We start from the raw sequence: 23,477 nt of genomic DNA on the forward strand, positions 1-23,477 counted from the left end.
GGACCTCCGTTGAGGGCAGCGGTGGGAGACGGGCGGGCTTTGGACGCTCTCGCGGTGCGCGCCTGGTGCGGACTCGCGCTCGAGGCACTCGGCCGTGCGCGCGAGGAGATCGACGCGATCAACGTCTATCCGGTCGCGGACGGGGACACCGGCACCAATCTGTATCTGACCGTGGAATCGGCGGCCGGGGCGGTCGAGGCGGTCTTCGCGGCACACGACGCGCTCTCCGGCGGTGCCTCCAGGGTCTCCGGTGCTTCCAGTGCTTCTGGTGCCCACGGCGAAGGGGCGGCCGAGCGGCCGACGCTTGCCGACGCGGTACGCGCGATGGCGCATGGCGCGCTCATCGGGGCCCGGGGGAACTCCGGGACGATCCTCGCGCAGCTGCTTCGGGGCATGGCCCAGGTACTCGCTGCCGACAGTGAGACCGCCCGCACCGACGGCCAGGGACTGCGGCTCGCCCTCAGGCAGGCGGCCGACTCGGCACGGCAGGCCGTCGCGCACCCCGTCGAGGGCACGGTCCTCACGGTCGCCTCGGCCGCCGCCGACGCGGCCTCCGGGGCCGAGGGCGACTGCGGGACGGTGGCGCGGGCGGCATACGAGGGAGCACGGGCCGCCCTCGCGGCGACTCCGGGGCAGTTGGCGGCCCTGAAGCGGGCCGGAGTGGTGGACGCCGGTGGACGGGGACTTGTGGCCGTACTGGCGGCGCTGGTCGAGACGTTCACCGGGGAGGCACCCGGCGCTGCGGCGGCGGTGCCCGTTCTGATGGGGCACGCGCGCGTGGAGGCCGCCGCCGTGGAGCCGCTCGGAGACGTGGGGGAGTGCGCGGACGGAACCCCGGCTCTGGAGGAGGGCGCGCCCGCGTTCGAGGTGATCTATCTCCTGGAGGCGGAGGACGCCGCCGTGGACCGGCTGCGGGACCGGCTCGACGGGCTGGGCGACTCGCTCGTCGTGGTCGGCGGTGACGGGCTGTGGAACGTCCATGTGCACGTCGACGACGCGGGCGCCGCCGTGGAAGCGGGTGTCGAGGCCGGGCGGCCGTACCGGATCCGGATCACGCACTTCGGGGCCGGTGACGCGCACACGGCGGGCGCCGCCGGGCGGCCGGTCCGTGAGCGGGCGCAGCGCGCGGTCGTGGCCGTGGTCCCCGGAGAGGGGCTGGCCGGGCTGTACACCGAAGCCGGGGCGACCACCGTCCTCGCGCGCCCGGAGGAGCCGCCCGTGAGCGGAGAGCTCGTCGAGGCGATACGGCGGGCCCACGCGCGCGAGGTGGTGCTGTTGCCCAACGACGCCGAGCTGCGGCACACGGCTGCCGCGGCGGCCGAGCAGGTCCGCGCGGACGGAGTCCGGGTCGCCCTGATCCCCACGCGTTCCGCGGTGCAGGGGATCGCGGCGCTCGCCGTGCACGAGCCGGAGCGGCGCTTCGACGAGGACGTCGTCTCGATGACCTCCGCGGCCGGGGCGACCCGCTACGCCGAACTCGCCGTCGCGGAACGCGAGTCCTGGACCATGGCCGGCATCTGCCAGGCCGGGGACATCCTGGGCCTTATCGAGGGCGACGTCGCGGTGATCGGCTCCGACATCACGGCCACCGCCGAAACCGTCCTCGACCGCATGCTCTCGGCGGGCGGCGAGATGGTCACCCTGGTCCTGGGCGACGAGGCTCCCGACACCGTCGCCGCCCACCTCGAAGCCCGGGTACGCGAGTCCTACCTGGCCGTCGACACGGTGGTGTACCGGGGCGGTCGACAGGGTGCGTTGCTGCTGATCGGCGTGGAGTAGCCCCCCCGAGCCCGACGGCGTGGGTTCGGGCAAGTCGTCCCCTTCTACGGCTCCTGGGTCTCCGCTCCCGTGACGCGCAGCAGGTGCTCCGCCTCCGCCCGTCGAGACGCCACCGTTTCGTCGGCAGTAGCGGCCTCGGCTGCATCGTCGGGGGAGGTGGCCTCCCTGTATGCCGCGAGAACCACGCGCGCGCGTGCCGCCGCCGCTTCGGGGCGCTCGAGGTCGGCCTCCAGCCAGCCGGCGGCGAGTTCGGCGCCCGTACGGCGGTGGAGGCCCGCTTCGCCCAAGGAGGCGAAGCCTGTGACGGCCCGCGTGATGTGGGCGAGGGACTCCTCGAACACGGCGTTGATCGACTCGTCGTCGGCGTCGCCGGCCACGGACCGTGCGATCAGATCGCCGAACTGCCGGTGTGTATCGGCCAGTTCGGCGACGAGCCGGTCACGCGCGTCATCGTCCTCCGGTACGGCGGCCTCGCACTCCCGGACCGCCGCCGCCATCAACTCCCGTGCCGCATCGAGCCCGGAGCCCTCCTCGCGTGCCGCGAGCCAGGACCGCGCCCGCAGGGAGCGGACCAGCCCGTGAACGTTGCCGAGGGAACGCCACAGGCCACCGGCGCGCTCGTAGGCCCGCTCCGCCTGGTCGGGCAGCCCGGCGTTCCCCAGGGCCTCCGCGGCGAGGTGCGCGAGCATGGCGTGGTCGCGCTGCTCGGGCCAGTGCCGGGCGATCTCGGCGGCCTGGAGCCAGTGCTCGGCGGCCTCGCGGTGCTCCCCGAGCTCGGTGAGACAGTCGCCGAGCCACCATCGGGTCTGCACGAGCGCACCGTCGCCGTGGGTCTCCGCGGCCAGTTCGGGCAGCGCCGACTCCAGTACCTCCGCGGCCTCCGCCCACCGCCCCTGGCCCACCAGGAAACCGCCGAGCTGATGCCGGGCCCAGGCGCCGAGCGTGGCCCCCTCGCCGCCCTCGTCGGCCCAGTACGCCGCCTCCAGGGCATGCTCCGCGGCGGGCCCGAACCGGCCGGTGGCGCCGAGGACTTCGGCCAGCTGGAGGTGCAGCTGGGCGTGGCCCATCGCCTCCAGGTACGGCCCGCCGTGCTCCAGCGCCGCCCGGGCCGCCCGCTCCGCCGCCTCGGCGTCGCCCAGGTGGCGTGCCATGCCGGTGAGCCGGGCCTCGTACTCCACCGCGAACCACGGCAGCCCGGCCGCCACGAACGCCTCCGAGGCCCGCGTGAGCAGCTCCGTGGCCCGCTCCACGTCCCCGGCGTGCGCCGCGAGCTCCCCGAGCATGGCGTGCGCCTCCGCGGCGCGTGAGGCGACCAGGAGGTCGTCCCCGGTGTGCGGCTCGGCGAGGGCCAGCAGCTCCCGCACGGCGGACTCCGCGGCGGCGAACGCCTCGCCTCCCTCGCCTCCGGAGAGGCCGTTCTCGCCCTCCTCCGCTGCATCGTGCACCCGCTGCAACAGGATCCGCGCCCGCCCCACCAGCACGGAGGCCGCCTGCTGGACCCCGGTCCCGCCTTCCGCGAGGAGGCCGAGCACCCGCTCGTACGGCTCCGAGGCCGCGGCCAGTGCCTCGTCGGTGCGGCCGGAGAGGGCCAGTACGTACGCTCCACGCGCGCGTGCCGCCATGGCCTCGCCCGGGTCGTCCGCCTCGGTGTACAACTCGGCGGCGCGGGCGAACAGTTCCACGCCCTCGGGACCGAGGCCCATCGCCTGGTGGTCGGTCATCTCCGCGCGGTCCCGGGGTGCCAGCTCCTCGCCACCGGCCGCCTCGGCGACCGCGGCCCACGCCGCGACGGACTCCGGGTGCAGCGCCGCTGAGAGCCGACGGGCCTCGGCGAGCAGCGCGGACAGGTCCGGCTCGGCGGATGCGGATGCGGATGCGGCAGGTGTGTCGACGGCAGTCCGAGCAGGCGAGGGCCTCGCGGGCACCGTCACGGTCCGTGCCCGTACGCCCAGGGGCAGCCGGTCCACCAGCGGCTGTCGGCTCATGCGCTCCCGGGCGAGGGTGCCGACGTACGCCGTGCCGTTGCGCTTGTCGAAGCGGGCGGCCAGCGAAAGGGCCTCCCCGCGCGCGTGGGCGGCGAGTTCACGTGCCGTCCACGTACGGTCGGCCGGGCCGGGCACCGGCTGGTCGCCCCTGCCGAGTTCGCTCACCCGGTCCATCAGGAGGGCCACCACGGACATGAAGTCGAGCTTGCTGCGAGGCTCCCCGGAGTCCGTGAAGTACGCCGGACGCTCCGCCAGCAGCTCCAGGCCGCGCGCTTCGTTGCCGGTGAGCGCGCAGAACTCCACATGGTCGGCGTACGCGCCCCGCATGCTCTCCATGGGCCGCACCAGCCGGAAGCCCCGCAGATGGTGGGCGCGCGCCTCGTCCAGGCGGCCCAGCCGCAGCAGCGGGAGCAGCGAGGACGCCAGCGCCGTGTGCGGCTCGTGGGCGCAGGTGTACTCGCCTTCCAGGACCGGCTGCCACAGTTCCAGCGCCCGGGCGTCCTCGCCCCGCTGCGCCTGCCACCAGCCCTGCTCGTGCAGCTCACAGGCGTGGCAGTCGGCCATGCTGTCCCGGTCGGCGGCCAGCCACGCCGCGTACGCCCGCTCGGCACGTGCCATGTCCCCGACATGCGCGGCCACGCTGAACTCGGCGCTGCGCACGGCCCGTTCGGAGTGTCCGGCGAGGCGATAGCGGTGCTCCATCTCGCCGAGCCACTTCTCGATGGAGGCGAGCGGAATGTGCGGCTGGCTCAGCATGCCGGCCGACATCCATTTGAAGACCCAGTGCAGCGAGTGGACCTCGTACTCGTCGAAGTCCTCGGGCCGTTCGTCCCACATGCGCAGCAGTCGCGCGAAGGGGACGAACATCTTGTCCTTCTCGGAGCTGTAGTTGTAGACCTTCAGCTGGTGCCCGAGCGCCTCGATCACGGCGAGCGGGATGTTCAGCTTCTCGGCCTGAGAAAGCAGCTGCTCCGCGCGCGCGTTGCGGGCGGGGCCCTCCGGCTGCTCGTAGTTCTCGGCCATCGCCTGGCGCAGCGCCTCGAAGTCCATGGTCGCGCTCATCGGCCGCCCTCCTCCGGGGAGTTGCTGTGAGTGGCCCACTCCAGGAGGCCGATGAACGCGCGGTTCAGGAGTGCCGAATCCGCGGGGCGCAGCGGTCGCTGTGCCATCAGCAGGGCCTGCCCGTAGAGGGACTCCGTGGCCGTTCCGATCAGCTCCGGGTCCTCGAGTGAACTGACCTTCCGGATGAGCGGGTTGAGGTGGTTGAGGACCAGCCGCGCGCGTGGGGCGCTGCCGCGCAGCGAGCCGAGGATGCCCGCCCACAGGTCGTCGGCCTGCTCCTCGGCGTCCGCACGCGCCTGTTCGTGACGCACCGACCGGTCGTCCAGGTGCAGCGCGGGCACGGAGAGGGGATGGAAGGCGCGCAGAACGACATCGCACCCCAGGGGGTCGAGTTTCGCCCGCGCGGCCCCCAGGAAGCCGGACAGCGCCAGCTCCTCGGCCGGGTCGACCGCGTCCAGGTGAGCGGTCACCGTGTCGGCGTCCAGCTCGGCGACCACCGTCCCCGGGCGCACCGAGGGCAGCGCCTCGACGAGCTCAGCGTCGTACGTGTAGCCGCCGTTGATCACCCCGACGCCCTGTGCGGAGGCGATCGGGGCGACCTGCCGGTACTCCTCCACGGTCCGCGTGAAGTGCACCACCGGGTGCCGCGACGCGAACTCCTCCAGGGACAGCCGTCCGTCGCTCGTCTCGAAGGGCAGCCACGGCAGCATCGTGCGCAGCATCTCCTTGTCGTGCCGCGCAAGGGACTTCACGCCCAGGTGGTGCACCGACAGGAAGGCCGCCAGCCGCTCCGGATCACCTGCGGCGAGCCCGGTCAGCCAGGACCTGATCCGCTCGCCCAGCGCCTCCCGTACGGCCGCCAGGGTCTCGTCCTCGTACAGCGACTCCCGGGACGCGGTGGGCCGCAGACTGTCCGTGTCGAGGACGCAGCGCACGAAGAACGCCCAGTCGGGCAGCAGTTGTTCGGCCCGCTCGGTGAGCAGCATGCCCTTCAGGTGCACACGATGACCGGCGCGCTGGGCCGGACTGACCGCGGACGGCAGCACGTACGCCACGCCGCGGATCCCGGCGAGCGGCACGTCCAGCTCGATGGAGTCCAGCGGCGTGAAGCCGAACAGGTCGTGACAGTGCCGCGCCAGGGCCACCCTTCGGGTGGCGGGAGAGGGGTACGAGCGGTTCCAGGGCGCCGGAAGGTCCGTGACCGCCTCGTCGCCCACCCGTACGTCGTACGGCAGCAGCGATCCGAAGTCCCGGGCCAGCGACAGCACACGCTCCCCGGACAGCCACTCGGCGGCGCCCGGGCGGGCCACCAGATGCACGGTCGTACCCGGTTCGGTACGGGCCTCATCAGACAGCGTACGGACCGTGTACGAGCCGTCGTCCGTCGCCGTCCACTCGACGGGCGGTGCGTCGGGCGTACGCGCGCTGCGGCTGACCACCCGGATGCGCTCGGCGACCACGAAACAGGCCAGCAGGCCGATCCCGAACTGCCCGAGGAAGTCGGAGCGCGCCGACTCAAGACCGTCGTCCCGCTTGGAACTGCGGCCGATCGTCGCGAGGAGGTTGTGCACGTCCGCCTCGGTGAGCCCGATCCCGGAGTCCTCCACGCGCAGCGCGCCGGCCTCCGCGAACAGCCGCACCCGGGCGGGCGCGTCCGGCTGCTCGGCGCGGCGGGCCGTGATCGCGTCCACGGCGTTCTGCAGCAACTCGCGCAGGTAGACCTTGGGGCTGGAGTAGAGATGGTGGGAGAGCAGGTCCACGAGTCCACGCAGGTCGACCTGGAACGTATGAGGTGACTGAGATGCCTGGGAAGTCTGAGAATCCGAAGTCTGAGAGTCCATCGTCGCTGCGCCGGTGGGGGGACGTGCGACGGCGCGGGGTCGGGCGGTCCCGCGAGGTGACCGCGAACAAGGCCGGAGCGCGTCATCCTAGGGCCGAACAGACCCGCCTGACCAGCGGAATTCCAGGACGTATACGGCGTTGTCAGTGGCGTGGTGTGCAATGGATCTCGTGCCCGCGCTAGATGAACCACTGAAGAAGGTGCTCGGCCCCGCCACCGCGAAGGTGATGGCCGAGTTCCTCGGCCTGCACACCGTCGGCGACCTGCTGCACCACTATCCGCGCAGGTACGAGGAGCGCGGCCAGCTCACCCACCTCGCCGACCTGCCCATGGACGAGCACGTCACGGTGGTCGCCCAGGTCGCCGACGCCCGCCTGGTCACCTTCTCCTCGCCCAAGGCCCCGCGCGGGAAGGGCCAGCGCCTCGAAGTGACCATCACGGACGGCAGCGGCAGACTCCAGCTGGTCTTCTTCGGCAAGGGCGCCCATAAGCCCCACAAGGATCTCCTGCCGGGCACGCGCGCGTTGTTCGCGGGCAAGGTCTCCGTCTTCAACCGCCGACTCCAACTTGCGCATCCTGCCTACGAGTTGCTGCGAGGGGACGGCGAGGAGGCCATCGACAAGTGGGCCGGATCTCTTATCCCGATCTACCCGGCCACCGCCAAGCTGGAGTCCTGGAAGATCGGCAAGTCCATCCAGACCGTGCTGCCGAGCGCCCAGGAGGCTGTTGACCCGCTGCCGGACTCGCTCAGGGACGGCCGTGGTCTCCTCCCCCTTCCCGAAGCGCTCCTGAAGATCCACCAGCCGCGCACCAAGGCCGACTACACAGAAGCCCGCGACCGCCTCAAGTGGGACGAGGCCTTCGTGCTCCAAGTAGCCCTGGCGCGCCGTCGCTACGTGGACGCCCAACTCCCGGCCGTCGCCCGCAAACCCACCCCAGACGGCCTCCTCACCGCCTTCGACGCCAAGCTCCCCTTCACCCTCACCGAGGGCCAGCGAAAGGTCTCCAAGGAGATCTTCGACGACCTCGCCACCGAGCACCCGATGCACCGGCTGCTCCAGGGAGAAGTCGGCAGCGGCAAGACGCTGGTGGCTTTGCGCGCCATGCTCGCCGTCGTCGACGCGGGCGGGCAGGCCGCCATGCTCGCGCCCACCGAAGTGCTCGCCCAGCAGCACCACCGGTCGATCACGGAGATGATGGGGGAGTTGGCCGAGGGGGGCATGCTGGGCGGGGCCGAGAAGGCCACCAAAGTGGTGCTGCTGACCGGCTCCATGGGCGCCGCCGCCCGTCGTCAGGCACTCCTTGACCTGGTCACCGGAGAGGCCGGGATCGTGATCGGCACGCATGCGCTGATCGAGGACAAGGTGCAGTTCCACGACCTCGGGCTGGTCGTCGTCGACGAGCAGCACCGCTTCGGAGTGGAGCAGCGCGACGCGCTCCGCGGCAAGGGCAAGCAGCCACCGCACCTGCTGGTCATGACCGCCACGCCCATCCCGCGTACGGTCGCGATGACCGTCTTCGGCGACCTGGAGACCTCCGTCCTCGACCAGCTCCCGGCCGGGCGTTCACCCATCGCCAGCCATGTCGTCCCGGCCGCCGACAAGCCGCACTTCCTGGCCAGGGCCTGGGAGCGGGTGCGCGAGGAGGTCGCGGGCGGCCATCAGGCGTACGTCGTCTGCCCCCGTATCGGCGACGAGGAGGACAGCTCGGCCAAGAAGAAGTCCCCCGAGGACGAGGCCGAGAAGCGCCCGCCCCTCGCTGTCCTCGACATCGCCGACCAGCTCGCCAAGGGGCCGCTCCAGGGGCTCAAGGTGGAGGTCCTGCACGGCCGTATGCAGCCCGACGACAAGGATGCGGTCATGCGCCGCTTCGCCGCCGGCGAGACCGACGTACTGGTCGCCACGACGGTCATCGAGGTCGGGGTCAACGTGCCCAACGCCACGGTGATGGTGATCATGGACGCCGACCGCTTCGGCGTCTCCCAACTGCACCAGCTGCGCGGCCGGGTGGGCCGCGGCTCGGCGCCCGGCCTGTGCCTGCTGGTCACCGAGATGCCTGAGGCGAGCGCCGCCCGCCAGCGGCTGAACGCCGTGGCCACCACCCTCGACGGCTTCGAGCTCTCCCGCATCGACCTCGAGCAGCGCCGCGAGGGCGACGTCCTCGGCCAGGCCCAGTCCGGCGCCCGTACGTCGCTGCGCATGCTCACTGTCATAGAGGACGAGGAGATCATCGCCGAGGCCCGCGAGGAGGCCGCCGCGGTCGTCGCCGCCGACCCGGACCTGGAGCACCTGCCCGCCCTGCGCACCGCGCTGGACGCCCTGCTCGACGAGGAGAGAGAGCAGTATCTGGAGAAGGGCTGACAGACTGGGAACGACCACTGCAGGAGCACCCGACAGACCACAACCGCACACCGCATCACCGACAAGGACCGAGGAACAGAGGACATGACCCGCGTGATCGCCGGCGCAGCCGGCGGACGCCGTCTGGCCGTCCCGCCGGGACACCGCACCCGGCCCACCTCCGACCGCGCGCGCGAGGGCCTGTTCTCCACCTGGCAGTCCCTGCTCGGCGGCCCCCTGGAGGGCGAGCGCGTCCTCGACCTGTACGCCGGCTCGGGCGCCGTAGGCCTGGAGGCACTGTCGCGCGGCGCCGGGCACACCCTCCTCGTCGAGGTCGACGCCCGCGCGGTGCGCACCCTCCGGGAGAACGTGAAATCGCTCGGGCTGCCCGGCGCCGAGGTGAGATCCGGCAAAGCGGCCCAGATCATCCGCGCGGGGGCGCCGACAGCCCCGTACGATCTGGTCTTTCTCGATCCGCCGTACGACGTCCCGGACGACGATCTTCGCGAGATACTGCTCACACTCCGCGCGGAAGGCTGGCTCACGGGCGAAGCTCTCGTCACCGTTGAACGCAGTACTAGAGGTGGCGAATTCCGATGGCCCGGCGGTTTCGAGGCCCTGCGCTCCCGTCGCTACGGCGAGGGCACGTTTTGGTACGGTCGCGCCGCCTCTACGTGCGAAGACGCACGATGACCGGACCGGAGAGCGAGGGACCTCAGTTGCGCCGCGCCGTCTGTCCCGGGTCATTCGACCCGATCACCAACGGACACCTCGACATCATCGCCCGAGCGTCCAAGCTCTACGACGTCGTGCACGTCGCGGTGATGATCAACCAGTCCAAGAAGGGCCTCTTCGAGATCGACGAGCGGATCGACCTGATCCGCCAGGTCACCGCGGAGTTCGGGAACGTCGAGGTGGAGTCCTTCCACGGCCTCCTCGTCGACTTCTGCAAGCAGCGCGACATTCCCGCGATCGTCAAGGGACTCCGCGCGGTCAGCGATTTCGACTACGAGCTCCAGATGGCCCAGATGAACAACGGCCTCTCCGGAGTCGAGACCCTCTTCGTCCCCACCAACCCCACCTACAGCTTCCTGTCCTCCTCGCTCGTCAAGGAGGTCGCGACCTGGGGCGGCGACGTCTCCCACCTGGTGCCGCCGGTCGTCCTGGAAGCGCTCAGGGAACGCCTCAAGAAGGACTGAGACGGCCCCCGCGGGCTGACAGTGCGTCACCCGGTGTCGGATGGTGCGGGAGTGGCCGTACAGTCGATCCGTCCGTCTTCATCACAGCTGTAGAGAGTGGCGAGCACACGGTGGACGTGCAGAAGAAGCTCGATGAGATCGTCGCGGCGGTCGGCAGCGCCCGTTCGATGCCCATGTCGGCCTCGTGCGTGGTCAACCGCGCCGAGCTGCTCTCCCTGCTCGAAGAGGTGCGCCAGGCCCTGCCCGGCTCCCTCGCCCAGGCCCAAGAACTCATCGGCGGGCGCGAGCAGTTGGTCGAGCAGGCCCGCGAGGAGGCCCAGCGGATCATCGAGTCCGCGCACGCCGAGCGCGGCTCGCTGATCTCCGGCACCGAGGTCGCCCGCCGCTCCCAGAACGAGGCCGACCGCATCCTCGCCGAGGCCCGCAAGGAGGCCGAGGAGATCCGCGCGGAGGCCGACGAGTACGTCGATTCCAAGCTCGCCAACTTCGAGGTCGTCCTCACCAAGACCCTCGGCTCCGTCGGCCGCGGCCGCGAGAAGCTCCTCGGTACCGGCCCCGGCCTCGACGAGCACGGATACGAGGACGAGGACGCGCCCGAGCGCAGCCACGACCCTCAGACCCTGCGCCGCAACGCCGATGAATACGTCGACGTCAAGCTCGGTGCCTTCGAGGCCGTCCTCGCCAAGACCCTGGACGCCGTCGGCCGCGGTCGCCAGAAGCTGCACGGCCGGATCGCCAGCGACGACCTGGGCGACCTGGGAGGCTTCGCGGACGACGGGACGCCCGTGCAGCACACCTCCGACGCCGAGTACCTGGACGGCCTCGCGGCCCCCGCGGACACCCCCGCCCGGCCCGCCGAACCGGCTCCGGCCGTTCCCGCCCAGCAGCCGTACGGCCAGCAGGACCAGCAGCAGTACGCGTATCAGCAGCAGACGGACGCGTACGGCTATCAGCAGCAGTACGCCCAGCAGGACCCGTACGCGTACCAGGCGCCGCAGGCCGATCCGTACGCCGCCTATCCGCAGCAGGGCTACGACCCGAACGCCCAGCAGGCCGGATACGATCCCGGCCAGGGGCAGCAGACCTATGGGCAGCAGCAGCCCGAGCCGCAGGCGCACGCCCTCGACGAGACCAGCCTCTTCGACACGAGCATGATCAGCGCCGAGCAGTTGCGCCAGTACGAGCAGGAGCGCGGCGGACGCTGACGGGGCGCCCACAGCGGCGTACGTCCGTGTCCTGGACCGCCGGCACACACCGGATTGGGCCGAGAGCGGAAGGTCCAGTATCCTGGCTCTTCGGTCGCGCGTTCGTCGGCGATCCACGCTGCCCGGGAACATCTGGGGCGGCGAACCTCTGAGTTTCAAGATCGAAAGCAGGAATGGCCCTGAACGCCCGCCTCGACCACCGCAACCCTCTCGTGTTCGACACACACGAGCTGGGGCGACGGCCTGGTGCGCTGCAGCGGCTGACCCGTGCGGTCGACGCTCCCAAGGACCTCGGTCTCCAGGGAGTGATCGGAGTGCCGGAAGGCGCCCCGGTGGAGCTCGAACTCCGGCTCGAGTCGGTCATGGAGGGTGTGCTGGTCACAGGCACCGCCCGGGCCGTCGCCGAGGGGGAGTGCGTAAGGTGTCTGGAGCCGCTTCAGCTGGAGCTCGAAGCGGACTTCCAGGAGATGTTCTCGTACCCTGACGCCGACGACCGGGGCCGCCCCAAGGGGGAACCGGCCGACGACGCCGAGGAAGACGAGGACAGGCTCTTCATCGAGGACGGCTTGTTCGACCTCGAGCCTGTGCTGCGTGATGCGGTGGTGCTCGCACTGCCGATGCAGCCGGTGTGCCAGGAAGACTGCGAAGGACTGTGCTCCGAGTGCGGAGTACGTCTCTCGGACGAACCGGGCCACCACCATGACGCCGTCGACATCCGTTGGGCGGCACTGCAGGGACTCGCCGGTTCACTCGAAGATGGCGAGAAGGACGAGACCAGCGGCGCCGAACCGGGCGCCGACGAGAAGCAGGAGAAGTAGCCGTGGCTGTTCCGAAGCGGAAGATGTCGCGCAGCAACACGCGCCACCGCCGGTCGCAGTGGAAGGCTGCGGTCCCCAACCTGGTTGCGTGCGAGCGCTGCCACGAGCCCAAGCTGCAGCACATCGCGTGCCCTGCTTGCGGCACTTACAACAAGCGCCAGGTCCTCGAGGTCTGAGCGGCTGGTGAGAGGCTTCATGTCTGACGCCAAGGCGGACGTAAACGCCAAGAAAAAGGCGGACAAAACGGCCTCGTCCCACACGCTTCTGGAAGGGCGGCTCGGCTACAAGCTGGAGTCCGCCCTTCTGGTGCGTGCGCTGACCCACCGTTCGTACGCGTACGAGAACGGCGGTCTGCCGACCAACGAGCGCCTGGAGTTCCTCGGGGACTCCGTACTCGGCCTCGTGGTCACGGACACGCTGTACCGCACCCACCCCGACCTGCCCGAAGGCCAGCTGGCCAAGTTGCGGGCCGCGGTGGTCAACTCGCGTGCACTGGCGGAGGTGAGCCGCGGGCTCGACCTGGGCTCCTTCATCCGGCTCGGCCGGGGCGAAGAGGGCACGGGCGGCCGGGACAAGGCGTCCATCCTTGCCGACACCCTGGAAGCGGTGATCGGCGCGGTCTATCTCGACCAGGGGCTCGACTCGGCGGCGGAGCTGGTGCACCGCCTGTTCGACCCGTTGATCGAGAAGTCCTCGAATCTCGGTGCCGGCCTGGACTGGAAGACCAGTCTCCAGGAGCTCACCGCGACCGAAGGGCTCGGCGTGCCCGAGTACCTGGTCTCGGAGACCGGCCCGGACCACGAGAAGACCTTTACTGCTGCCGCCCGCGTCGGAGGCGTCTCGTACGGCACCGGCACCGGCCGCAGCAAGAAGGAAGCGGAGCAGCAGGCCGCGGAGTCCGCGTGGCGGGAGATCCGCTCCGCCGCGGACGAGCGCGTGCGGGCGACGAAGGCCGCCGCGGACGCCGAGGGGGAGGCTGGCATCCCCTCGACCGCGAGCTCCGACACCGCTCCCGCCTGACCCACGGCCCCACAGCCGTCGCCGATCGCCCGTCCCCCTGAGGGGGCGGGCGATCGTGTTCAGCAGCCCCGGGCGGGCCCGGCCAGGAGGCAGCGGTACGCTGCCCCGGCTCGGGGCGCCCGAGCCGCCCGTCCACGCATCCGGAGGAGAACCGTGCCCGAGCTTCCTGAGGTCGAGGTCGTACGGCGCGGCCTCGAGCGCTGGGTCAGCGGACGGATCGTCGCCGACGTACAGGTGCTGCACCCGCGCGCGGTACGCCGGCACATCGCCGGAGGCGAGGACTTCGGCGCCCGGCTCAAGGGGCACCGCATCGGACTGCCCCAGCGCCGCGGTAAGTACCTCTGGCTGCCACTCGCCGACCAGCCCAGCGCCGTCCTCGCGCACCTGGGCATGAGCGGCCAGCTGCTCGTCCAGCCGGAGGGGGCGCCCGACGAGAAGCACCTGCGTATCCGCGTTCGCTTCGACGACACCCTCAACACCGAACTGCGCTTCGTCGACCAACGCACCTTCGGCGGGCTCTCCTTGCACACGACCACTCCCGAAGGACTGCCCGACGTCATCGCGCACATCGCCCGCGACCCACTGGACCCGCAGTTCGACGACGCCGCCTTCCACGAGGCGCTGCGGAGACGACGTACGACCATCAAGCGGGCCCTGCTCGACCAGTCACTGATCAGCGGCGTCGGCAACATCTACGCGGACGAGGCGCTGTGGCGCTCGCGACTGCACTACGAGCGCCCGACCACCGGTTTCACCCGCCCGCGCACCGCCGAACTCCTCGGCCACGTACGGGACGTGCTGTACGAGGCCCTCACCGCGGGCGGCACCAGCTTCGACAGCCTGTACGTCAACGTGAACGGCGAGTCCGGCTACTTCGACCGGTCCCTTGACGCTTACGGGCGGGAGGGCGAGCCGTGCCGACGCTGCGGCACCGCGATCCGGCGGCGGCCCTGGATGAACCGGTCCAGCTACTTCTGCCCGCGCTGTCAGCGAGTGCCGCGCGTCGCGTCGTAACGCTCGCGCGCCGCCAGGACCTCGCCCATGTGCCCCTCCGTGAAGTGGATGAGGGACAGCAGCCGCTCGGCGACCCCGCGGCCCAGCGGCGTGAGTTCGTAGTCCACGCGCGGCGGGTTCGTGGGCTGCGCCTCGCGGTGCACCAGACCGTCGCGCTCCAGCGCGTGCAGCGTCTGGGAGAGCATCTTCTCGCTCACGCCGTCGATGCGCCGACGCAGCTCGTTGAAGCGGAACGGGCCTTCGTGCAACGCCCCGAGCGTGAGCCCGCCCCAGCGCCCTGTGACGTGCTCCAGGGTGCCCCGCGAGGGACACGCCTTGGAGAACACGTCGAACGGAAGATCCTGTGTCTCCGTGAGGTCCATACCTTCAGCGTACTCCGGCGCAGCGCCTACCGGCAGGTGGCGCTAACCAAGAGAAACCGCTCAGTAGCCGAAGTCCTGCGTCCACCAGGGGCCGCCCGCAGCGAAGTGGGCGCCGACTCCCAGGGTCTTGAAGTCGCAGTTCAGGATGTTCGCGCGGTGGCCGGGGCTGTTCATCCAGGCCTCCATGACCGCCGCAGCGTCGGCCTGGCCGCGGGCGATGTTCTCGCCGCCGAGGTTCGCGATGCCGAGCACCTCCGCCCGGTCCCAGGGGGTGGCCCCGCTCGGGTCGGTGTGGTCGAAGAAGTCCCGCGCGGCCATGTCCACACTGAAGGCCTGGGCCAGTTTGGCGAGCGAATCGGACGCCGTCACCGGACTGCAGCCCACCTTCTCCCGCTCCTGGTTCACCAGCTTGAGCACCTCGGCCTCGGCCGCGGTCTGAGGGGACACCGCCTTGGGCGGGGTGGGCTTGGGCACCTTCGTGGCCGTGGGCTTCGGCTTCGGCTTCTCTGGAGTCTTCGTGGTCGGCTTCGCGGAGGGCTCCTTCGTGGGCTCCTCCGTCGGCTTCGTGGGCGTCGGCGAGGGCGAGGGGGAGCGCTCGGTGTCACGGCTCGTGCCCGAGTCGTCGCGGTCGTCCGTGGAGCCGCCCGCACCGCCCTGGGCGCCGAGGCCGGTCGGGAAGTCCGAGGTCTGCACGTTGCCCGCGTTGTTGCCGCCGGCCGTGTTGGTGTCACCGCCGCCGGGCAGCAGCCCGGAGGCGACCGCGACAGCGCCCATCGCGACGGCCGCCGAGACGCCGAGCAGACCGGTACGCACGGGCACCGCGGCCTTGGCCTTCTTGCGGCGGCGGTGCGAGCGCCCGGCGGGCGCGAAGCTGGTCGTGGCGTACGCGTCGACGTCGCCCGTCGAGTAGAGGTAGGCGGCGCTCCCCGGGGCACTGTCGCCCGCGGCGAACAGATAGGCGTCACTGTGCGCGTAGGTCTCACCGTGCGCATAGGCATCGTTCTGCGCGTAGTGGGCATGTGTCTCGTAGCGGCCCTGGCCGGCCGCCGAGATGGCCTCGGTCGCGTAATCACCCGCGCCGGCCGTTGAGTAACCGCCGGAGTATGTTCCGTACGTTTGCGTGACGCCGGTGGCGCGGCCTGTGGCGGCACGGCCGGCGGCGGAGCGTCGGTGGCGTCCCATCTCCTGGCCTTCCTCATCCTTGCAGTCAACGTTCCTCACTCGAACGAGTGAGGTGCATTGCGTCGGGACGGTACCGCATGACGCAGGGGGAGGAAGTGCTCACAGGCCAAATGACTGGTTAGCGTGCCCCCATGAACGACGATGTGCGACTCGTGGCATGGGTGCGCGGAAGTGTCCAGGGCGTGGGTTTCCGCTGGTTCACGCGGGCCAAGGCGCTGGAGCTCGGCAGCCTGAGTGGCTTTGCTCTCAATTTGCCGGACGGACGGGTTCAGGTGGTCGCCGAGGGACCACGATCCGGTTGTGAGGGCTTGCTCGACTGGCTGCGGGGGGACGACACACCCGGCCGGGTCGACGGAGTCACTGAGATTTGGGACACGCCCCGGGGCGGCTACGACGGCTTCGCCATCCGCTGAGATCCACCGCTCCTCGCCGGCCGCAACACCGCAGGCCGGGGCGCGAGAGGGGTCCGGGGCACCTGCCCGAGGCAGAAACTACCTGGTGGTTGCCAAGAACCGCTTGCCGTGGCAGGCTCGCGAGGTAAGGATGATCTCTACGCCCTCAGGGTCCCGAAGGAGAGGCAGCGCCGCCCGTTTTCAGGCCGCGCGCCCCGGGTTGCCCGTCAATACGGGGCGTGATCGTGTTGACCGTCAAACTTTTTGGTGAGACGCTGAAAGCCCCGCGCACCTTAGCTGTTTGGCATGTAAGAACGGCAGCAACAACTGAACAGTGCCAAGCACCACGGGTGCGATTCCCTCACGACCCACACCGCTTCGGTCGGTCACTCAGTGTGGAGGACCATCCATCATGGCAAAGGCGCTTCTCGGTTACGTCGGCGGCTCCGACCCGCGACTCATTGCCGAGATGCGACGGCTCCAGCAGCGCGTCCAGGACCTGGAATCCGAGCTTGTACGGATCCAGGCCGAAAACGACGAGCTCGCGGCTGCCGCTTCTCACGACTCGCTTCTCGAAAGCATCGACGTACCCCAGGCGGAGCCTGCGCTCACCTGACCACTCCGGCAACGACGCCGCCAGTGATCAGGCTGTCCGTGTCAGCCGCTAACCAGTGTTGCAAGGGACGCTTCGGCGTCCCTTTCTTTTGCCCCCGAGTCTGTCCCGCGCACTCTTTCACTCTCTTTAACGTCTGGTGTGCCCTGCACGTTCATGGGTGAAACCGTTCGTTCATGGAGTGAGACAGACCCGGAAGGTAGAGTCCAGCGGCGTGCACCTCAAGGCCCTGACCCTCCGAGGGTTCAAGTCGTTCGCCTCTGCGACCACGCTCCGGTTCGAGCCGGGGATCACGTGTGTCGTCGGTCCGAACGGCTCGGGCAAGTCCAATGTCGTGGACGCGCTCAGCTGGGTCATGGGCGAGCAGGGCGCCAAGTCGCTGCGCGGCGGCAAGATGGAGGACGTCATCTTCGCCGGCACCACCGGGCGCCCGCCGCTCGGCCGTGCCGAGGTGTCCCTCACCATCGACAACTCCGACGGCGCGCTGCCCATCGAGTACGCCGAGGTCACCATCACGCGGATCATGTTCCGCAACGGCGGCAGCGAGTACCAGATCAACGGCGACACCTGCCGTCTGCTGGACATCCAGGAACTCCTGTCCGACTCCGGCATCGGCCGCGAGATGCACGTCATCGTCGGCCAGGGCCAGCTCGACTCCGTGCTGCACGCAGATCCGATGGGCCGCCGGGCCTTCATCGAGGAGGCCGCGGGCGTCCTCAAGCACCGTAAGCGCAAGGAGAAGGCGCTGCGGAAGCTGGACGCGATGCAGGCGAACCTCGCGCGCGTGCAGGACCTGACGGACGAACTGCGGCGCCAGCTCAAGCCGCTCGGCCGGCAGGCGGCCGTCGCGCGCCGGGCCGCCGTCATCCAGGCCGACCTCCGGGACGCCCGGCTGCGGCTGCTCGCCGACGATCTCGTACGACTCCGCCAGGCGCTCCAGGCCGAGATCGCCGACGAGGCCGCGCTCAAGGAACGCAAGGACGCCGCCGAGGCCGAGCTGAAGAAGGCGCTCCAGCGGGAGGCGCAGCTCGAGGACGAGGTGCGGCGCCTCACACCGCGGCTCCAGCGGGCGCAGCAGACCTGGCACGAGCTGTCGCAGCTGGCCGAGCGGGTGCGCGGCACGATCTCGCTGGCCGAGGCCCGGGTCAAGAGCGCGACCTCCGTGCCGCCCGAGGAGCGGCGCGGGCGCGATCCCGAGGACATGGAGCGGGAGGCCGCACGGATCCGTGAGCAGGAGGCCGAGCTCGAAGCGGCACTCGAGGCGGCCGAGCGGGCACTGGAGGACACGGTCGCGCACCGGGCCGATCTTGAGCGCGAACTGGCGCTGGAGGAACGCCGGCTGAAGGACGTGGCCCGCGCCATCGCCGACCGCCGCGAAGGGCTCGCCCGGCTGAACGGCCAGGTCAACGCGGCCCGTTCGCGGGCCGCCTCCGCCCAGGCCGAGATCGACCGGCTCGCCTCCGCACGGGACGAGGCCCAGGAGCGGGCGGTCGCGGCACAGGAGGAGTACGAGGCGCTCAAGGCCGAGGTCGACGGCCTGGACGAGGGCGACGCGGAGCTGGCCGAGTGGCACGAAGCGGCCAAGTCGGCGCTGGCGGAGGCGGAGTCCGCCCTGGCGGCGGCCCGCGAGGCGGCCACCTCCGCGGAACGCAAGCGCGCGGCCACCCAGGCCCGCCACGAGGCCCTGGCCCTGGGCCTGCGCCGCAAGGACGGCACGGGCGCCCTGCTCGGAGCGAAGGATCGCCTCACCGGCCTGCTGGGCCCGGCCGCCGAACTCCTGTCGGTCACCCCGGGCTACGAGGTCGCCCTGGCCGCCGCCTTCGGAGCGGCAGCGGACGCCATCGCGGTGACTACCCCGAACGCAGCCGCCGACGCCATCCGCCTGCTTCGCAAGCAGGACGCGGGTCGAGCGGCCCTGCTGCTGGCGGGGGCACCGGAGGACGCGCGAGCCGCGGGTGACGAGGCCCCCGGAGACGTATCCCCGGAGGGCGGCGGACTTACCTACGCCGCCGATCTCGTCCGTGGGCCCGCTGAACTCATGCCCGCCGTACGGCGGTTGCTGCGGGGCATCGTCGTGGTGGGGACCCTCGAGGACGCCGAGGATCTTGTGAGTGCGCGGCCGGAACTGACCGCTGTGACCGCCGAAGGCGATCTGCTCGGGGCGCACTTCGCGCACGGAGGGTCGGCCGGGGCGCCGAGTCTGCTCGAGGTGCAGGCGTCCGTCGACGAAGCCGCGGCCGAGCTGGAAGAACTCGCCGTGCGGTGCGAGGAGTTGACCGAGGCGCAGCACTTCGCCGCCGAGCAGCGCAAGGAACGGGCCGCGCTCGTCGAGGAGTTGGGGGAGCGGCGGCGGGCCGGGGAACGGGAGCGGTCGGCGGTCGCCCAGCAGCTCGGGCGGCTGGCCGGGCAGGCCCGAGGGGCGGCAGGGGAGGCCGAGCGGAGCACCGCCGCGGCCGCGCGGGCACAGGAGGCCCTCGACAAGGCCCTGGAGGAAGTCGAAGAGCTGGCCGAACGGCTCGCCGTGGCCGAGGAGATGCCCGTCGAGGAGGAGCCCGACACCTCCGTACGGGACCGGCTCGCCGCGGACGGCGCCAACGCACGGCAGACCGAGATGGAGGCCCGGCTCCAGGCGCGTACGCACGAGGAACGGGTCAAGGGGCTGGCCGGGCGGGCCGATTCGCTGGACCGGGCCGCGCGCGCCGAACGTGAGGCACGCGCGCGTGCCGAACAGCGCAGGGCGCGGCTGAGGCACGAGGCCGCCGTCGCCGAGGCCGTCGCCTCAGGTGCGCGGCAGCTCCTCGCGCATGTCGAGGTCTCGGTGGGCCGGGCGGAGGAGGAGCGGGCCGCCGCCGAGAGTGCCAAGGCGCTACGGGAGCAGGATCTCGTCGTGGCCCGGAACGAAGGCCGCGACCTCAAGGCCGAACTCGACAAGCTCACAGACTCTGTGCACCGCGGCGAGGTGCTCGGTGCCGAGAAGCGGCTGCGGATCGAGCAGCTGGAGTCGAAGGCGCTGGAGGAACTCGGTGTGGAGCCGGCGGGTCTCGTCGCCGACTACGGCCCTGACCAGCTCGTACCGCCCTCACCGCCCGCCGAGGGCGAAGAGCTGCCCGAAGACCCCGAGCACCCGCGCAACCAGCCCCGGCCGTTCGTCCGCGCCGAGCAGGAGAAGCGGCTCAAGTCGGCCGAGCGGGCGTACCAGCAGCTCGGCAAGGTCAATCCGCTGGCCCTGGAGGAGTTCGCCGCGCTCGAGGAACGCCACCAGTTCCTCAGTGAGCAGCTGGAGGACCTCAAGAAGACCCGTGCCGATCTCCTGCAGGTGGTGAAGGAGGTCGACGAGCGTGTCGAGCAGGTCTTCAGCGAGGCGTTCTGGGACACGGCCCGGGAGTTCGAGGGCGTCTTCAGCAGGCTGTTCCCGGGTGGGGACGGGCGGCTGATCCTGACCGACCCCGACAACATGCTCACCACGGGTGTGGATGTGGAGGCCCGGCCTCCGGGCAAGAAGGTCAAGCGCCTCAGCCTGCTGTCCGGCGGCGAGCGCTCACTGACCGCCGTGGCGATGCTCGTGTCGATCTTCAAGGCGCGGCCCAGCCCGTTCTATGTGATGGACGAGGTCGAGGCAGCACTCGACGACACCAACCTGCAGCGGCTCATCCGCATCATGCAGGAGCTGCAGGAGGCCTCGCAGCTGATCGTGATCACCCACCAGAAACGCACGATGGAGGTCGCCGACGCGCTGTACGGCGTCTCCATGCAGGGCGACGGGGTGTCGAAGGTCATCAGCCAGAGGCTTCGGTAGCTCGGCTTCAGCGGCTCTCCGGATGGCTGGACAGTTGCGTGACGGTCACAACATGGATCTGCCATTCAAGTTTCGAACACAAAACCCTTACCCGCTTATAATCTTGCTCTCATCTTCCCCGGTTGACTTCGAAACTTGAAGGAATAACCTCGGAAACGTTGCTTTTACCTTCAGTTGAAGGGCTTGCCCACCCCCGGCAGCGAGGCCGGCGGCCCGAGGAGTACACGTGACCAGCGCAGCGCAGGTACCCAAGTCAGGAGCCCGAGAGGCTCATCCCGAACACCTCGGGCACGTCATCTTCATCGCGGCGGCGGCCGCGATGGGCGGCTTCCTCTTCGGCTACGACAGCGCCGTGATCAACGGCGCCGTCGAAGCCATCCGGGACCGCTACGACATCGGCTCCGCAGCCCTGGCGCAGGTCATCGCCGTCGCGCTGATCGGCTGCGCGATCGGCGCCGCCACGGCGGGCCGGATCGCCGACCGCATAGGCCGCATCCGCTGTATGCAGATCTCGGCCGTCCTCTTCACCATCAGCGCCGTCGGTTCCGCACTGCCCTTCGCGCTGTACGACCTCGCCTTCTGGCGCATCGTCGGCGGCTTCGCCATCGGCATGGCCTCCGTGATCGGCCCCGCCTACATCGCCGAGGTCGCCCCCGCCGCATACCGCGGACGCCTCGGCTCCTTCCAGCAGGCCGCGATCGTCATCGGCATCGCCGTCTCGCAGCTGGTCAACTGGGGCATCCTGAACGCCGCAGACGGCGACCAGCGCGGCACCCTGCTGGGCCTGGAGGCCTGGCAGGTCATGCTCGGCGTGATGGTCGTCCCCGCCGTCCTCTACGGCCTGCTCTCCTTCGCGATTCCCGAGTCGCCCCGCTACCTCATCTCCGCCGGCAAGGAGACCCGCGCCCGCGAGGTGCTCGCCGAGGTCGAGGGCAAGGACGTCAACCTGGACGCCCGCGTGCGGGAGATCGAGCACGCCATGAAGAGCGAGCACAAGTCGACCTTCAAGGACCTGCTCGGCGGCAGCTTCTTCTTCAGGCCGATCGTCTGGATCGGCATCGGACTCTCCGTCTTCCAGCAGTTCGTCGGCATCAACGTCGCGTTCTACTACTCCTCGACGCTGTGGCAGTCCGTCGGTGTCGACCCGACGGAGTCGTTCTTCTACTCGTTCACGACGTCGATCATCAACATCGTCGGCACCGTGATCGCCATGATCTTCGTCGACCGGATCGGCCGCAGGCCCCTCGCGCTCATCGGTTCCGTGGGCATGGTCGTCGGTCTCGCCCTCGAAGCCTGGGCCTTCTCCTTCGACCTCGTCGACGGCAAGCTGCCGGCCACCCAGGGCTGGGTCGCGCTGATCGCCGCCCACGTCTTCGTCCTCTTCTTCGCCCTCTCCTGGGGCGTGGTCGTCTGGGTCTTCCTCGGCGAGATGTTCCCGAACAAGATCCGCGCCGCCGCCCTCGGCGTAGCCGCCTCCGCGCAGTGGATCGCCAACTGGGCCATCACCGCGAGCTTCCCGTCCCTGGCCGACTGGAACCTCTCCCTGACGTACGTGATCTACACCGTCTTCGCCGCCCTCTCCATCCCCTTCGTGCTCAAGTTCGTCACGGAGACCAAGGGCAAGGCGCTGGAGGAGATGGGATAGGCCAGGCCGTGCGGTCCCGGCTCAGCCCTCCGCGGCCTTGAGCCGGGGCAGCACGTTCTCGCAGAACAGATGCATGCTGCGCCAGCCCTCGTCGACCGGCATCCCACCGGACAACGGATGCAGTACGAAGTTGTCGAGGCCCTGCGCCAGGCACTCGTCCGGCGTCACGATCCGGTACACACCCTCCGCGCGCAGCTCGTCGACCGTCGTCGCCCCCGACTTCACCGCGGAACGGACATCGCCGGACTGCCAGGAGGCATACGTCCGCGCCTCGTGCAGGAAGTGCTCGCCGTGCTCCGCCCACACCCGGTCCGGGTCCTCGGCCAGGTGCAGCAGCGGGGTCTCGGCCGGAGGCATCATGGTCCAGCCCTCCGTGCCGTACTCGACGAGACGCTCCTTGTAGTACGCCTCCAGCTCCGGCAGATGCGCGCTCGGGAAGAACGGCAGCCCCAGCCGGGCAGCACGCCGGGCCGCCGCCTGCGAGGAGCCGCCGACCAGCAGCAGCGGATGCGGCCGAGTGTACGGGCGCGGGGTGATCCGGACCGTACGGCCGCGGTACTCGAAGTCCTCGCCCGTCCACGCCTTGAGCAGCGTCTCCAGCAGCTCGTCCTGGAGCTTGCCTCGCCGCTTCCACTCGACGTCGAAGAGCGCGTACTCCTCGGGGCGGTAGCCGATCCCCGCGACCGTCACCAGCCGGCCGCCGCTGATCAGGTCGAGTACGGCGATCTCCTCGGCCAGCCGCAGCGGATCATGCAGCGGGCCGATGATCGCCGAGACCGTGACCGCGATCCGCCGGGTCGCGCCGAAGACGGCTCCGGCGAAGGTGAAGGGGGAGGGCAGCCAGTTGTTGGCGGCGCCGTGATGCTCCTCGGTCTGCACGGTGGTCATCCCGCGGTCGTCGGCGTACGCGGCCATCTCCAGGGCGGCCTGGTAGCGGGCGCTGAGGGATTCGCTCGTCGCGTCGGGCTCCACCAGGTTGAAACGTACGACCGTCACGGGCATGGCGGGTCCTCCTTCGGGCGGGTTCCGGAGAAGGGGGACGGTAGCTGACGGGGAGTCAGACAGCCAGGGGAGCGACAGGCCCCTTTACGAGGGTTGTGGCAACCCACGTCATGAGCTGCCACAACCCCCTGTGCGCCTCGCGCACGATACGGAACCGCCATATTGGGTTCGTTGTGACTCCGCCCCGAGGGGCTTCTCGCCCAACCGAGGCAGGGCGACGGGCC

Annotated in this window: 18 protein-coding genes; 13 read left to right on the forward strand and 5 right to left on the reverse strand. The window is 70.6% G+C overall.

Annotated features, from left to right (window positions below; all coding sequences use genetic code 11):
• The first annotated feature begins 9 nt into the window (after window positions 1-9).
• On the forward strand, window positions 10-1,779 hold the full coding sequence (locus ACYVO6_RS27095; protein ID WP_461065529.1) for a DAK2 domain-containing protein: 1,770 nt from the start codon (window positions 10-12) through the stop codon (window positions 1,777-1,779).
• 44 nt (window positions 1,780-1,823) lie between these two features.
• On the opposite strand, the gene ACYVO6_RS27100 is transcribed toward ACYVO6_RS27095, so the two are convergent.
• Entirely contained in the window at window positions 1,824-4,826 is a 3,003-nt protein-coding gene (locus ACYVO6_RS27100) for a tetratricopeptide repeat protein (RefSeq protein ID WP_461065531.1), read from the reverse strand.
• Entirely contained in the window at window positions 4,823-6,667 is a 1,845-nt protein-coding gene (locus ACYVO6_RS27105) for an HSP90 family protein (protein WP_461065533.1), read from the reverse strand. Before ACYVO6_RS27105 ends, ACYVO6_RS27100 begins: the two co-directional genes overlap by 4 nt.
• A gap of 160 nt (window positions 6,668-6,827) precedes the next feature.
• Here ACYVO6_RS27105 and recG point away from each other — a divergent pair, with 160 nt between their 5' ends.
• The 8 genes from recG to mutM all read left to right on the forward strand — a co-directional run bounded on the left by recG (window position 6,828) and on the right by mutM (window position 14,261).
• Complete coding sequence (recG, locus tag ACYVO6_RS27110; RefSeq protein WP_461065535.1) at window positions 6,828-9,026, forward strand: ATP-dependent DNA helicase RecG; 2,199 nt, start codon at window positions 6,828-6,830, stop codon at window positions 9,024-9,026.
• 84 nt (window positions 9,027-9,110) lie between these two features.
• Window positions 9,111-9,698, forward strand: a complete 588-nt coding sequence (rsmD, locus tag ACYVO6_RS27115) for a 16S rRNA (guanine(966)-N(2))-methyltransferase RsmD (protein ID WP_461065537.1) — start codon at window positions 9,111-9,113, stop codon at window positions 9,696-9,698.
• Window positions 9,699-9,724: 26 nt separating this feature from the next.
• Entirely contained in the window at window positions 9,725-10,204 is a 480-nt protein-coding gene (coaD, locus tag ACYVO6_RS27120; RefSeq protein ID WP_461065684.1) for a pantetheine-phosphate adenylyltransferase, read from the forward strand.
• 110 nt (window positions 10,205-10,314) lie between these two features.
• A complete protein-coding gene (locus ACYVO6_RS27125) occupies window positions 10,315-11,409 on the forward strand; it encodes an ATP synthase F0 subunit B (protein WP_461065539.1) in 1,095 nt (364 codons plus the stop codon).
• Between the two features lie 173 nt (window positions 11,410-11,582).
• On the forward strand, window positions 11,583-12,227 hold the full coding sequence (locus ACYVO6_RS27130; RefSeq protein WP_461065541.1) for a YceD family protein: 645 nt from the start codon (window positions 11,583-11,585) through the stop codon (window positions 12,225-12,227).
• A 2-nt stretch (window positions 12,228-12,229) separates the two neighbouring features.
• A complete protein-coding gene (rpmF, locus tag ACYVO6_RS27135; protein ID WP_033321093.1) occupies window positions 12,230-12,403 on the forward strand; it encodes a 50S ribosomal protein L32 in 174 nt (57 codons plus the stop codon).
• 19 nt (window positions 12,404-12,422) lie between these two features.
• Window positions 12,423-13,247 carry a ribonuclease III gene (gene rnc / locus ACYVO6_RS27140; protein WP_461065543.1) on the forward strand — a complete coding sequence of 275 codons (825 nt, stop codon included), beginning with the start codon at window positions 12,423-12,425 and terminating at the stop codon, window positions 13,245-13,247.
• Between the two features lie 153 nt (window positions 13,248-13,400).
• Complete coding sequence (mutM, locus tag ACYVO6_RS27145) at window positions 13,401-14,261, forward strand: bifunctional DNA-formamidopyrimidine glycosylase/DNA-(apurinic or apyrimidinic site) lyase (RefSeq protein ID WP_461065545.1); 861 nt, start codon at window positions 13,401-13,403, stop codon at window positions 14,259-14,261.
• Here the strand turns inward: mutM and ACYVO6_RS27150 are convergent.
• Together ACYVO6_RS27150 and ACYVO6_RS27155 are read right to left on the reverse strand one after the other, a co-directional pair.
• Window positions 14,234-14,623: a winged helix-turn-helix transcriptional regulator gene (locus ACYVO6_RS27150; RefSeq protein WP_461065547.1), complete on the reverse strand. Its 390-nt coding sequence runs from the start codon at window positions 14,621-14,623 to the stop codon at window positions 14,234-14,236. The two genes, mutM and ACYVO6_RS27150, sit on opposite strands and share 28 nt — an antisense overlap.
• A 60-nt stretch (window positions 14,624-14,683) precedes the next feature.
• Window positions 14,684-15,805 carry a CAP domain-containing protein gene (locus tag ACYVO6_RS27155; protein ID WP_461065549.1) on the reverse strand — a complete coding sequence of 374 codons (1,122 nt, stop codon included), beginning with the start codon at window positions 15,803-15,805 and terminating at the stop codon, window positions 14,684-14,686.
• Between the two features lie 131 nt (window positions 15,806-15,936).
• Between ACYVO6_RS27155 and ACYVO6_RS27160 the strand changes: the two genes are divergently transcribed.
• From ACYVO6_RS27160 to ACYVO6_RS27175, 4 genes are all read left to right on the forward strand, one after another.
• A complete protein-coding gene (locus tag ACYVO6_RS27160) occupies window positions 15,937-16,218 on the forward strand; it encodes an acylphosphatase (protein ID WP_461065551.1) in 282 nt (93 codons plus the stop codon).
• A 391-nt stretch (window positions 16,219-16,609) separates the two neighbouring features.
• A complete protein-coding gene (locus tag ACYVO6_RS27165; protein WP_363110148.1) occupies window positions 16,610-16,813 on the forward strand; it encodes a hypothetical protein in 204 nt (67 codons plus the stop codon).
• Window positions 16,814-17,024: 211 nt separating this feature from the next.
• Window positions 17,025-20,606 (forward strand): chromosome segregation protein SMC, encoded by a 3,582-nt coding sequence (smc, locus tag ACYVO6_RS27170; protein ID WP_461065554.1) that lies wholly within the window; start codon window positions 17,025-17,027, stop codon window positions 20,604-20,606.
• 226 nt (window positions 20,607-20,832) lie between these two features.
• Entirely contained in the window at window positions 20,833-22,251 is a 1,419-nt protein-coding gene (locus tag ACYVO6_RS27175; RefSeq protein WP_461065556.1) for a sugar porter family MFS transporter, read from the forward strand.
• 21 nt (window positions 22,252-22,272) lie between these two features.
• Here ACYVO6_RS27175 and ACYVO6_RS27180 read toward each other — a convergent pair whose 3' ends face one another.
• Entirely contained in the window at window positions 22,273-23,253 is a 981-nt protein-coding gene (locus tag ACYVO6_RS27180) for an LLM class flavin-dependent oxidoreductase (protein WP_461065558.1), read from the reverse strand.
• Window positions 23,254-23,477 lie beyond the last annotated feature (224 nt).

The organism is Streptomyces pseudoechinosporeus, from assembly GCF_054783935.1.

What these genes read in the sequence shown, in the direction of transcription:
- ACYVO6_RS27100 (WP_461065531.1), bottom strand. Translation starts at nt 4,826, where the DNA reads ATGAGCGCGACCATGGACTTCGAGGCGCTGCGCCAGGCGATGGCCGAG.
- ACYVO6_RS27105 (WP_461065533.1), bottom strand. Translation starts at nt 6,667, where the DNA reads ATGGACTCTCAGACTTCGGATTCTCAGACTTCCCAGGCATCTCAGTCA.
- recG (WP_461065535.1), top strand. Translation starts at nt 6,828, where the DNA reads ATGGATCTCGTGCCCGCGCTAGATGAACCACTGAAGAAGGTGCTCGGC.
- rsmD (WP_461065537.1), top strand. Translation starts at nt 9,111, where the DNA reads ATGACCCGCGTGATCGCCGGCGCAGCCGGCGGACGCCGTCTGGCCGTC.
- ACYVO6_RS27130 (WP_461065541.1), top strand. Translation starts at nt 11,583, where the DNA reads ATGGCCCTGAACGCCCGCCTCGACCACCGCAACCCTCTCGTGTTCGAC.
- rnc (WP_461065543.1), top strand. Translation starts at nt 12,423, where the DNA reads ATGTCTGACGCCAAGGCGGACGTAAACGCCAAGAAAAAGGCGGACAAA.
- ACYVO6_RS27150 (WP_461065547.1), bottom strand. Translation starts at nt 14,623, where the DNA reads ATGGACCTCACGGAGACACAGGATCTTCCGTTCGACGTGTTCTCCAAG.
- ACYVO6_RS27155 (WP_461065549.1), bottom strand. Translation starts at nt 15,805, where the DNA reads ATGGGACGCCACCGACGCTCCGCCGCCGGCCGTGCCGCCACAGGCCGC.
- ACYVO6_RS27160 (WP_461065551.1), top strand. Translation starts at nt 15,937, where the DNA reads ATGAACGACGATGTGCGACTCGTGGCATGGGTGCGCGGAAGTGTCCAG.
- ACYVO6_RS27165 (WP_363110148.1), top strand. Translation starts at nt 16,610, where the DNA reads ATGGCAAAGGCGCTTCTCGGTTACGTCGGCGGCTCCGACCCGCGACTC.
- ACYVO6_RS27180 (WP_461065558.1), bottom strand. Translation starts at nt 23,253, where the DNA reads ATGCCCGTGACGGTCGTACGTTTCAACCTGGTGGAGCCCGACGCGACG.